This is a genomic window from Prochlorococcus marinus XMU1402 (assembly GCF_017696205.1).
GTDB lineage: Bacteria > Cyanobacteriota > Cyanobacteriia > PCC-6307 > Cyanobiaceae > Prochlorococcus_A > Prochlorococcus_A marinus_AC.
In genome coordinates this window covers 127666-140133 of the sequence record NZ_JAAORD010000002.1, presented here as the reverse complement: position 1 = coordinate 140133, position 12468 = coordinate 127666, and the positions used below count along the sequence as shown (strand labels likewise).

The window sequence follows — 12468 nt, the reverse complement described above, 5'->3', positions numbered from 1 at the left end:
GTATAAACCTTAAAATATTATCAGATTAAATGCTTAATTTATATTTTAACTATTCAATAATTGGATTACTTTGGATAAATCTAAATCTAAATTCAATTAAAATCTAAATTATCTTCAGTAACGGCAGTACCTTTTTCAAGATTCTTTTTGAAAATAACTTTTTTGTTAAGAATCAAAATATCTTCAATCTTTGTGCCAGTAAAGGGTCTTTTCATTGAAATTATTTCAAGTTTTAATTCATCACCTTGTGCCACTGATTTTTTTAAATATGGAGATTTGCAAGCCCAATATATATTCTCTTTAGCCGAATTAGTTACTATTTTTTTTGGGTTTCCAATTTGTACTTGAGCTCTATCAATTTGCTTTCTTAAATCTTTTAATTCATTAGGAAGTGACGATACTTTCCAGTCTTGAGCATTTGGAATGTTTTTTTCTAGGGTTATATGTCTTTCGATTATTTTAGCACCATTCATTATTGCACCAATACAGGCAAAATGATCTTTTGTATGATCGGAATAACCTATTATATTTCTTGGATATCTTTTTATGAATTCGTCTATAACACTCAAATTTACATCTACATCCTCGGTTGGATAAGCGGTATTACAATGTAAAATTGCGCAACCTTTGGACTTTTCTTGTCCAATTTTTACTACTTTATCTATTTCATCTATTGAACTCAATCCTGTTGAAAAAATAACAAAGTCACTAAAATCAAAACATCGAGAAATGAAATCAAGATTTCCGACTTCTCCAGAACCTATTTTCAATGCCTTTATTTTAATGTCCTTTAAGTGAGGGAATATATAGTCATCATGAGGGGTTATTATAAAGTCAATATTGTTTTCATCGCACAACTTAGATAATTTAACTATTTCGTCAATAGATAGAACCCTATCTTTAAGTCTATCTTTCCAACCTTTTGCATCATCAGCAAATAATGTATCTGTATTAAAAACTTGAATTTTAAAAGCGTCACTTTCTGAATCAATTGCTGCTTTTAGTAAAGTTTTAGCTTTTTCAAAAGAACCAAAATGACTAACACCAGCTTCAGCTATTAGATAAGGTCTTTTTTTAATTGTTATCATTAAATAATTATCTATTTTAAAATTTATTTTAACGTAGAACTTTTATTTTAAATAACAAAAAATCTATGTTTCTCTTAAATAAGAAATACTATTTTCTATAAGTCAAATGTTTTTGAAATAAAGTTAGCGAATTTTAAATCTAATTCGCTATCTATATTAATACTTTCAACTTGAGACATTTCAGTAAACCCTATTGGGTCAATTAATAGTTTTTTATCTTTAATTAAACAATCTCTATTTGTTGCATAAATAGCACTATTTAATCTACAAAGATGATCCATATTTTGTCTTTGTTCAAAAGTTTGATTAGGGATTTTTATGTATCTTTCTAGAAAAAAATCTTTTAAGAAAATATTTTCAGGTTTTCTTTCTAAATTGCAAACTGAAATAATAGATTTAAATTTATTTGTTTTAATTTTTTCAATTGCATTTTTTACATGTTTTTCCTCTCGGAAGGGAGAAGTAGGTTCTATTGTAAAAATATAGTCATATCTACAATCAACTAATCTCTCATATTCTTTAATTGCATGTAAAACTACATCTATTGTATTTGCATTATCTGTTGAAAGTTCATTAGGTCTCATGAAAGGAACTATTGCCCCCACTTTTAGGGCTTCTTCTTTTATTAAATGACTATCAGTAGAAACAATTACATCCATAAAATTTGCAGTACTTGCAATTGCTCTTTTTAATAATGATTTATTACCAACTTTTCTAAGATTCTTCCCTTTTACGCCTTTACTTCCACCTCTAGCAGGCACTATTGCTAAAAATTTCATAATTAATAAGTTATTGTTTTTTCAAGAAAAAGATCACAATTTGATAAATAATTTGAAATTATTTTTCCACTTTCACCTTTACCATAAATAAAAGAGGGATTATAAGAACCATGATTTATTTGATATTTTATAGCATCTTTTATTTCATTCTTTTCATGTGAACAATCTCTAGTATTTTTATCTTTTAGACGTCCAAACTGTCGATTGCCTATATTTATTGATGGTACTCCTAAATATGAAGATTCTCTTATACCGCTAGATGAATTACCTATCAAACATTTAGTATTTTTAATCAAGATTGCATAAAGATTTAAAGGCAAACTATTTAAGACTATAATCTGCGAATTTTCTTCCGAAATCTTGTAATTTAGAAACTCTAATGCTTTGCTATAGCCAGCATCGATATTAGGAAGTATCCAAAATTTTTGAATATCAAAAAATTTTATTGCTTCAAAAGTTTCTTTTAATTGATCAAGATAAGAATCTACTTCAGTAACAACAGGATGTTGCGATATTGTTAAATATGAATCTTTTAAATTAAAACAAATTTCTTTTTCTTTTAAAAAGTTTTCTAGAAGAATTTTTTCTTCAAGATTTATATCATTTATTATATCGATACTTGGATTACCTGAAATTATAATATTTTTCTCTTCTTCTCCCATAAGTCTTAAACGATTACCAGATTCTGAATTTGAAACAAAATGAATGTGAGATAATTTAGTAATAGCATGTCTAATTCTTTCATCTATAGACCCAGAGACCTCGCCTCCTTCTAAATGAGCTATGCAGCAATTCATGCAAAGAGCAGCTTGAGCAAATGCAAGTGATTCAAATCTATCAGCAATTATTAAGACAATATCGGGTTTAAGTCTTGCCAATACTCTCGAAAACTCCATTTGCGCAATCCCTGAAGAAATAGCCAAAATTTCATTACTATCTCCTTTTAGCAAAAAAGGAATTTCAGCAGACACTTTAAACCCATCCTTTTTAATTATTTCTTTGAAATCTCCATAACTATCAAGAAGGATACTCCCTGCAAGAATAATCTGTAACTGAAGATTTCTATCTTTATTTATAGCTTCGAAGGTACTTTTCAATTTGCCATAATTACCTCTTGTTGAAATAGGTATGCAAATCTTTCTTATATTTTCTCGCATCAATAATTCTAAACTTTAAAAATTAAATATTTAAATTATAGTATGAATCCTAATGTAAAAAAATAGATTAGCTAATAATCCATACTAAAGATGAAAGTCATCTGTTAATTTTGTCTTAAGATCCACTTTTTGGGCGCTAAAGTGGTGAGCTGTTTGATTCCTTTTTAATGAGTTTACTTTTTCGACTGGAAGATGGAAAATAATTTTCATTCCATCTTTTTTTAGTATTTTATAGATAGTTTCTCCATTTACAGAAGAGCCTACCCATCTTTTGTCTCCTGGATCATATGTGGCTCCGAAAGAGAAAAGACCATTAGGTTTTAAGACTCTGACTACCTCATTAATTACTTTTTCAGTATCATCAGCATAAGCGAGAGTATTAGACATTATTACACAATCAAAAGTTTCGTCTTTAAACTCTAAATTATGCATATCCATTACTTTGATTTTTTTATGACTACTATAAAGATCAATTCCTAAAATTTTATTCCAACTAAAACCATAAATCCAAGCCATAAATAATTCTTGTACATTTCTTGGTCCTATTATTAATAATTTTTTTTTATTCAAATTTGGAATTATTAAGCTGCTTACTTTATAGTAAATTTCTGCCCTTCTATTCCTAGTTATTAACTTACTTGAGGTTACTGAATAATTATAATTGATAACATCTTCTATGTATATAGATTTTTTTTCTAGAGCATTTATGTTTATTATTTTTCTTATGTATCGCAATTGAATTAAAAAAGAAGTTAAATCAAAAATAACTGGTAATTTTAATAATTCTTTAAAGGGATTACTACTTCCAATCCTTTTTTCTGGCTTAAATATTGAAAATATTAACTTTGAAATTAGTGATTTAATCAAAATGTTTTTTTTATTTAGGATACATCTTACATTAATTCATTAAAATCTAAAATTTATCTTTTACATTCTAATTTTAATTTTTAAAATTTTTTATTAAATTATATTTTTATTTATGGTAATTCTTTTGGCGCCGGTAAAGCTTTATTTTTTAAATGTAAGCTTTCAAATTTTTCTTCGATAGAAGTTTGTTTTTTAGATGGATAGATATGAAAAATACTTACTATCCTTTCATTCCCAACTTCTGTGAATCCTCCAGCATGAACACAATTATTCCTAAAAGCGAATATGGTACCAGAGGTTTTAGATTTTGGTTGGAAAAATTTGTAGGCGTTTTTTTTAATATATTTAGCTAAAAGATTACACTTTAGTTCTCTATAAGCCATTCTTGAATGGTCAAAATTTTTAATCTTATTTAAATCTGATCTGATTAATCTTTTATATCCGTAAGATAAATTCCCTAAAAGCTTTTTGGATATTTCCCATGGGAAGATTTTCATTGATCCATTAAATTCATTTATATGGCTATGACAGATCATTAAATTCATGCAATTACCTGGCCCGCCATCAGCGTGCCATAACTGAGAACCTTCTGGGATTTTTGCTTTTGATAATCTATTTGATTTATAAAGTGTATGATAAAAAATATAATAATCTGAATCAAATGCTGATTGAATAAATTCATTTACTCCACTATTGAAAATATTTATTAATTCTTTTTTGAACGCTTTAGAGGCAGATCTATTAAACCTATTTTCTGAATCCCAAGGTTCATCTTCTGAATTTAATTTTTGCAAAATAGATTTGCATTCATTTTCAATATTCTTATCTGTAAAACATGCAAAACCAACTTGATTAAATTTTTTGGCATATTGATTTTTGTTTAAATTAAACTTTCTATTTTTTACTTTAAATATAATTTTTGCTATTAGATGATTAATCGAATATTGTAATGAGATTAATTCACTCATTGGACTTCGAAAAACATTTATTTTGATAAGCAATCTAATGGAACTTAAACGGTCAAAAGCTTTAAAGGTTATATCTTGGTTTAGATATCGCATTTATATTTAATTTGATTTTTTTAATATTAACAAAAATCAATTTAAACAAAAAATATTAAATCTAGAAATTTAAATTTTGCAAAAATTATTTCATAAAAATATTCTATCTTCAGTATTTAATTAATTTGTAGATCTTATCAATTAATATAAGAAATGAGATTTTTAAATTTCCCTGTTTAATTTTTTAAGATCTATTAATTAATGTCTCTAATTAAAGACTCGAAAATTTTAATAACTGGAGGTACTGGGAGCTTTGGAAAAGCTTTTTTATCTGCAATATTAAAGAAATATCCAGATATTGCTAGAATTGTAATTTTTAGTAGAGATGAACTAAAACAATGGGAACTCCAACAGAAATTTCCTTTAAAAAAATATCCACAATTAAGATATTTTATTGGAGATATAAGAGATAAGGAACGACTAATTAGCGCATTAGAAAAAATTGACATAGTAATTCATGCAGCCGCTCTAAAGCAAGTAAATGCAGCTGAATACAATCCTATTGAATTTATAAAAACGAATATTTTAGGTTCTGAAAATTTGGTACAGGCATGTATTGAAAAGAATGTAAAAAGAATAATAGCTCTTAGTACTGATAAAGCCGCAGCTCCAATCAATCTTTATGGAGCCACAAAATTATGTGCAGATAAGTTATTTGTTGCTGCTAACAATATAAAGGGAGATAGAGATATGATTTTTTCTTGTGTCAGATATGGAAACGTAATGGGGTCCAGAGGATCAGTCATTCCATTATTTATTGAGGAGGCTAAAAAAGGAATTATACCAATTACAGATAAGAGAATGACTAGGTTTAATATAACTTTAGAGGAGTCAATTAGAATGGTACTATGGGCCATTGAAAATGCTGTTGGTGGGGAAATAATTATCCCAAAGATTCCAAGTTATAAAATTACTGATCTTGCTCAAGCAATTGGACCAAATTGTGATAAGAAAATTTTAGGTATTAGAGAAGGAGAGAAACTTCATGAGGAAATGATTACTACATCTGATAGTGTAAACACTTTTGATATCGGTAAATATTACATAATCCTTCCTGCTAATTATGAACCAAAATTTCACTTCAATAAAATGAAAATGAGATTTAAAGCAGTTGAAGAGGGATTCTCTTACATTTCAAACAAAAATGATGAATTTTTATCTTCAGACAGATTAAGGGAATTAATCAAAAAGCATGTAGATAATAAATTTATTCCAATATGATAAATTTCGATAAAAATAAATATCTGCCTTATGGAAAGCAAAAGATAACTAGATCAGATATTAGTGCGGTTGTTAGAACATTAAAATCTAATTTTTTAACACAGGGTCCAAAGGTGCCTCAATTTGAAGAGAATTTATCAAAAATTGTTGAATCTAAATATGCAGTAGCTGTTAATAGTGCTACAAGCGCACTTCATATTGCATGTTTAGCGTTAGATCTTAAAAAAGGAGATAGATTGTGGACTTCACCTATTTCTTTTGTTGCCTCATCAAACTGCGCACTCTATTGCGGAGCAATAGTTGACTTTGTTGATATTAATCCGAGAAGTGGATTAATAGATGAAAACTTATTGGAAAAAAAGTTAGAAACTGCAGCACTCAAAAAAGAATTACCTAAAGTTATAGTCCCAGTTCATCTAGCAGGCACATCATGCAACATGGAAAAGATATATAAATTATCAAATAAATATAATTTTAAGATTATTGAGGATGCGAGTCATGCCTTGGGAGGGGAATATAAAAATCAACCAATTGGAAATTGTAAATATAGTCATATTACTGTTTTTAGCTTTCATCCTGTAAAAATAATAACAACTGGAGAAGGTGGTATAGCCACAACAAACTCAAGTTTTCTTGCAAAAAAAATGACTGAATTAAGGAGCCATGGTATTAATAAAAATGAAAGTGAATTTTTTTCGAAAGAGGAAGGTTTATGGCATTATGAACAAATTAATTTAGGTTTTAACTATAGATTATCTGACATACATGCAGCATTAGGAATTAGTCAATTAAAAAGGTTGAGAAAGATAATAGAAGAAAGAAATAAGATTTTAAAAATTTATAAGTCTTTGGGAAAAAATTTAAAAATTTCTTTTTTAGAAATACCAGAAGATTGCAAATCAGCTGTACATTTGGGAATTATAAAGTTAAATACCGATGATCCAGAGGAACATAAAAAAATCTTTAAAAATATGCGAATGAAAAATATTGGAGTCCAACTCCATTATATTCCTATTCATACGCATCCTTTTTACAAAAAATTAGGTTTTAAATATGGAGATTTTCCTCAATCTGAAATTTATGCAAAAAAAGCGATGTCTCTACCACTTTTCCCTGGTTTAAATAAAAAAAATCAAATGCAAGTAATAAATTATCTTAAAGATTTAATTAAATGAATATATGCGTTATTCCAGCAAGAGGGGGAAGTAAAAGAATTCCTAAAAAAAATATTAGGTTATTTTGCGGAAAACCAATAATAAAGTGGTCTATAGAGGCTGCATTAAAGAGTGAATGTTTTGATAAAGTTATTGTATCCACCGATTGCGATGAAATTTCCGCAATTAGCAAAAATTTTGGAGCTGAAGTTCCATTTATAAGACCTACAGATTTGTCAGATGATCACACTCCTACAATCCCTGTATTAAAACATGCAATAGATTTTGTAAATAAACAATATGGAAAAGTTGAGTACGCTTGTTGTATATATGCTACTGCTCCATTTATTGAATCAAAATACATTAAATTAGGATTAAAAAAAATTGCTGATGAAAAAGCAAACTTTGCTTTCTCTGCTACAAGTTTTCCTTTCCCAATACAAAGAGCGATAAAAATTGATAAAAATAATCGATCTTTGATGTTTTTCCCTCAAGAATTTAATACTAGATCTCAAGACTTGGAATCATGTTTTCATGATGCCGCACAGTTTTATTGGGGTAGAGCATCAGCATGGTTATCAAATAAAAATATTTTTCAAGATAACTCTTTGCCAATAATTATTCCAAGATATAAGGTTCAGGATATAGATAATGAAGAGGATTGGTTAAGAGCAGAAATGATGTTTAAATCTTTAAATTACTAATTTATTTATTCACAAGATTAAAAAGGGAAATCAGTTAAAACCTAAAAATAGTAATGTCTAAAATTTAAAATTTTAAAAATTTATCAATAATAATTAAATAATTATTGAAAATTTAATTGATTAAAATTACTTATGAAGAGACTTAAAATAATTTATTAATTCTATATTTTTATGAAAAAAATCCTTCCTTTGATTTACCCATAATAGTTAAATCTTCATCAATTTCATTTAAACTAATTGGGATAGAGCCTTGCAAATGACTTTGAAGAATAGCAAAACAAATTCTCTGAGTTTTTAAAATATCTCTCTTAATTAAGAGATTATTTTTTATAAACTCTTTATTATTGGTAAGGCATAAAAATAACTGATTTAATGGAGCAAGGGTTCCTTGCATTTCTAATGTCTTAGATAAATCTACTTTTTTATATTGCGGGTAATCATTGTTTTCACTTAAATAAATCACTATTTCATGTCCATCTGCACGAACATTTAATTCGGCATTTTCGCAAGTAAGTATAAAATCTAATCCATTTCCTCTGGTTATATTTCCAATAACTCCATCATCAAAATACAAAATTGAACTTAATACTTCTGGATCATTTTCAATTACATTCTTTTTTTGATTATTATCCAAATGGCCAAGATAAGCCTGAATTGATTCTAATTTCCTATTCCCTGCTGCCCAAATAATAAGATCAATTGAATGTGGATGTGTCCAAAATAAAGATGAAGATCCAAAATTAATTTTTATTTCTTGAAGTTTTCCATAAACTCCGCTTTCCACTAATTTTAATGCTTGTTGATAAGGTAATAAATATCTTCTAATAGCACCCCAAGTAAAATAGAAATCCTCTTCATTTAAAATCTTTTCAAGAGATAATAGCTCTCTCATGCTATTGCATAGTGGTTTTTCAACATGCATAGCTTTTACTCCAAAATCATAAGCCCTATGAATAATATGTGATCTAATATTTGTTCTTGTTGCTATAGTAATTAATTCTGGGTTAATAGCTTGAAGCATCTTGTTAAAATCTAAATATTTATTTTTAACTTGAAAATGATTTGCAACCTTATCAAGGGTTTCATTGTTTGTATCGCATAGTGCTTTTAAATTTAAATATTTATGTTGGTGTATAGCGTCTGCATGAGAAAGAGGGAAAAAATATTTGGGAGCATATTTTTTTACCCAATCAGAGGTAGTGCAACCCATACGGCCACAGCCGACTACTGCTGAGTCGATTATTCTTGCCATTTTATTAGAAAAGTAATAGGAGAACCTTTTCGAGTAGAAATATTATCATAAGCTTTAGTAATATCTTTATAAAAGTATGAACCACTAATTATTGTTTCAGGCTTAATTTTTTTTTCATTAATTAGTGATGCTATAAATTTCAAATTATCTATCTCGTTAAATCTCAAAAAACCTCTTTCATCAGGGAATTCAGGAGAGAGGCCTACGGCATTTATACTAAGTTGTTTTGTTTGAAAATATTGAGAGCTAAATGGATTGAAATTTATTTTTTCTTCACCTCTTCCTAAATGTCCCAGAATAGAAATATTTCCTTTTTGAGAAGCACTCTCAAGAGCAATTTTAAGATCAGTCCATTTATTAGTTGTTATCACAATCACATCAAATTCTAAAGCTTCTTCGATATTTTTTTTTAATATTTCATCTCTAGAATATGTTTCAATTGCTCCATTCTGAATTGCGATATCTTGGGCTGATTTGTTATCAGAAATAGCAGTAACAATTCCACCAGCTAATTTAGCCATGCAAACACTTGTTAGACCTAATAAACCTAATCCAATTACTAAAACTTTACTACCAAGTTTAATTCCCGATTTTAATACAGCATCATATCCAAGATGATAAAGATAAGAAGTACTTATTAAATCTGAATTAGAATGTTTAGGTAATATATATTTAATGTCACTTTCTTGAAGTAAAAAGCTGCTTCTATGAGTGGCGAATGAAAGAATCCTATCTCCTTTTTGAACAGAATTTACATCTTTACCGATTGCTTTTACTTCAGATACATTACAATAGCCAAGTTTTCTTGGGAAATTACTCTTTCTTGGAACAAGAGGGGGAAATCCTAAAAAATGACTTATTTCACTTCCTGTTGATATAGCAGTAACAATTGTTTTACATATAATTTCCTTTGATACTGGTGGAAATAATTGCTCACGCTTAATTGAAATATTACGTGGTGAGTCAAGCCAAATTACATCTGAATCATATAAATTAGACATTAATTATTTATAATTTTTCATTAATTGAATAAAAATAAATTAATTAGGAAATTAATTTATATTTCACTATAGCAACTTAAATATAATTATTTTATAGTTGAATTTATTCTGTAATTTTTTGGTTTTTAGATGGGATTTACTTTAGTTATATTTCGAAAATTTGATTTAATGGATAATTTTTTATTTAAATAGAAAAATAAAACTTTTAGATGATTTTCATCTTTTTCACGTTTTAGAATCAAATTTTTAAAACTTAATAAGTTATTTTATCTTAAAAGCTATGATCACCGAATAGACAACCTATTTTTTTATTAAATGTTAAACAATAAAGATCTTGCATCTCTCCATTAAGTAGCTCTATACGCCATGAAAAAGTAATTAATTCATTACTAATGTTATTTAAAATTGAATAAATTTCATCTTTGAAAATTTCGTTTAAATTTATTAAAAAAGATCTTGATTCAGAATTATCAAAATGGAAATTTTTTTCATGAAAAGTATTTGATTTTTCAATATTAAAAATAAGCCTAAATTTAAGATCTTGCTTATTATTAGAATCAAAACTTCTTCCCATAAATGAAGAGCCTAAAATTATATTTATATAATCTTTATCCAAAATATTGTTATACCAAAAATTGATTTTTCTTTTTGCAAATTTTGTTCTCATTTGCAAAGCAATATCTGTATGAAGACTAGATTTAATATTTTTTAGTGAATAAAGTAAATTTACTGGAATTCTTGCGGGCAAGTTTTTAATTTCTGAATAAGATTGAGCAATAAGTCCAATCCCCAAATTTTGATTAATATTTGATGATTGAACAATAGGTTTTCCTTCTTTTGAAGATAAATCTTTTTGTGAATATCTTTTTAGCAAACTTAATGAGTTTAAATCAAATGCTCTAACTTCAACTTCTGTTTTCTCAGGTGATATAGTTGGATAAATAATTATTTTAAGGTCTATATCTTCATGTAAAACAGGCAACGCGATAGTAGATGAATTTTTTTCCTCATGTGTATATTGAATCTCGTCTTTATTAGTAATTTCTCTAAAAGTATGTGTCACACATGGATAATTATTATATAGATCATAATTCCCAACTATAAATCTTGGAAATATACTTTCACAAGTACCTTTAACCAAAATAATAGTATTATCATCAATAGCAATTTCTCTGCTTTTTGAAGACTCACTTCTTAAACATATAGTTTCTTTACTTTTATCAATATTAAAATAATTATCTATAAAAATAACTTCAGATTGAAAAGGTTTATCTAATCTCTTTATTGGCGATGAAATTGCTTCACCCTTGGACTTTATCTCTATTGATAAGTTATCAAGTTTTCCTTCTTTGCCATTAAATAAATGAATAAAAGGTTTATATTGATTACTAAATTTGGAATAAAAATTTGTTTCAGAGAATTTCTGTGAATTAAATCTATCAGTTGTTCTGCCTGCAGCATGTACTGATGAAAAGTGACCAGAATTTGACTTGAATAATCCTATTATTGCTGGAAATGGGAAGTATAAATTATCTCTTGAAATTATTTCAATCTCTACGGTGCCGTGCTCTAAATATGAAAAAGGAATCTTTTCTTTTTCGCAGATTTTTTTGACGGAGAAAGAATTAGTATTTGATAACTTTTTTATTTTTTGTGAAGTTATTAATTTACCAGATTTGTTTCTTAAGGAAATAATTCCAATAACTTCTATACCTCTTTTCCAATTCCAATAGTTTTGGAAAAGAAGATAAGTATCCACATAATTCAGATCAAATATTGTGAATAATGCTGCTGCTCTTTTTACAATATTTGACTCTAATAATTGACTATCTTTTATTAATCCTCTCGTTAAAGGAGACATTTAAACTAAAAAATTGTTATAAATGTAGCTCTACCTGTTAAATAAGTCAATTTTTGTAGAACAACCAATGATAATTGAATCTAAGCTGCTCATTCCATTGAGATTCTTTTAATTATTTAATATATCTTCTTATGACAATGGTTTTGGTTTGTAGTTTCATTATGATTAGGATTATGCAAATTAGTAAAGATTTATATTGAGAACAATTATATTTATTACTGAAATATTTTTCTATCGTAGATTATTAGGACTTGGAAAAACTTATTGGAAAAGCAAATTTATCAAATTAATTACCTAGGATTGTTCAAAAAAAATGACATTAA

11 protein-coding genes are annotated in these 12468 nt (G+C 27.2%); 3 read left to right on the top strand and 8 right to left on the bottom strand.

The genetic code is table 11. The features are described from left to right. Window positions 1-92: 92 nt before the first annotated feature. The 5 genes from HA141_RS06950 to HA141_RS06930 all read right to left on the bottom strand — a co-directional run bounded on the left by HA141_RS06950 (window position 93) and on the right by HA141_RS06930 (window position 4859). The gene (locus tag HA141_RS06950) at window positions 93-1088 is read right to left on the bottom strand and encodes an N-acetylneuraminate synthase family protein (RefSeq protein ID WP_209118248.1); all 996 of its coding nucleotides are present in this window, start codon (window positions 1086-1088) and stop codon (window positions 93-95) included. Window positions 1089-1183: 95 nt separating this feature from the next. Continuing rightward, the gene (locus tag HA141_RS06945; RefSeq protein WP_209118246.1) at window positions 1184-1867 is read right to left on the bottom strand and encodes a cytidylyltransferase domain-containing protein; all 684 of its coding nucleotides are present in this window, start codon (window positions 1865-1867) and stop codon (window positions 1184-1186) included. A gap of 2 nt (window positions 1868-1869) precedes the next feature. Next, window positions 1870-3024: a UDP-N-acetylglucosamine 2-epimerase gene (gene neuC, locus HA141_RS06940; protein ID WP_209118243.1), complete on the bottom strand. Its 1155-nt coding sequence runs from the start codon at window positions 3022-3024 to the stop codon at window positions 1870-1872. Window positions 3025-3108: 84 nt separating this feature from the next. Then, window positions 3109-3891, bottom strand: coding sequence for a class I SAM-dependent methyltransferase (locus HA141_RS06935; RefSeq protein WP_209118241.1), 783 nt, complete (start codon window positions 3889-3891; stop codon window positions 3109-3111). Between the two features lie 110 nt (window positions 3892-4001). Then, window positions 4002-4859: a hypothetical protein gene (locus tag HA141_RS06930; protein WP_209118239.1), complete on the bottom strand. Its 858-nt coding sequence runs from the start codon at window positions 4857-4859 to the stop codon at window positions 4002-4004. Window positions 4860-5153: 294 nt separating this feature from the next. On the opposite strand from HA141_RS06930, the gene pseB reads away from it, so the two are divergent. Genes pseB through pseF form a run of 3 tightly spaced genes read left to right on the top strand, consistent with a single transcriptional unit; the run spans window position 5154 to window position 8031 of the window. Next, entirely contained in the window at window positions 5154-6173 is a 1020-nt protein-coding gene (gene pseB / locus HA141_RS06925; protein WP_209118237.1) for a UDP-N-acetylglucosamine 4,6-dehydratase (inverting), read from the top strand. Next, on the top strand, window positions 6170-7348 hold the full coding sequence (pseC, locus tag HA141_RS06920) for a UDP-4-amino-4,6-dideoxy-N-acetyl-beta-L-altrosamine transaminase (RefSeq protein WP_209118235.1): 1179 nt from the start codon (window positions 6170-6172) through the stop codon (window positions 7346-7348). Before pseB ends, pseC begins: the two co-directional genes overlap by 4 nt. Next, complete coding sequence (gene pseF, locus HA141_RS06915; protein ID WP_209118233.1) at window positions 7345-8031, top strand: pseudaminic acid cytidylyltransferase; 687 nt, start codon at window positions 7345-7347, stop codon at window positions 8029-8031. The genes pseC and pseF overlap by 4 nt, the downstream gene beginning before the upstream one ends. Window positions 8032-8200: 169 nt before the next feature. On the opposite strand, the gene HA141_RS06910 is transcribed toward pseF, so the two are convergent. The 3 genes from HA141_RS06910 to HA141_RS06900 form a co-directional block, all read right to left on the bottom strand. Continuing rightward, a complete protein-coding gene (locus HA141_RS06910; protein WP_209118230.1) occupies window positions 8201-9283 on the bottom strand; it encodes a Gfo/Idh/MocA family protein in 1083 nt (360 codons plus the stop codon). Continuing rightward, window positions 9271-10284, bottom strand: a complete 1014-nt coding sequence (locus HA141_RS06905; RefSeq protein ID WP_209118228.1) for a zinc-binding dehydrogenase — start codon at window positions 10282-10284, stop codon at window positions 9271-9273. Before HA141_RS06905 ends, HA141_RS06910 begins: the two co-directional genes overlap by 13 nt. 271 nt (window positions 10285-10555) lie before the next feature. Then, entirely contained in the window at window positions 10556-12145 is a 1590-nt protein-coding gene (locus HA141_RS06900) for a hypothetical protein (RefSeq protein ID WP_209118226.1), read from the bottom strand. Window positions 12146-12468 lie beyond the last annotated feature (323 nt).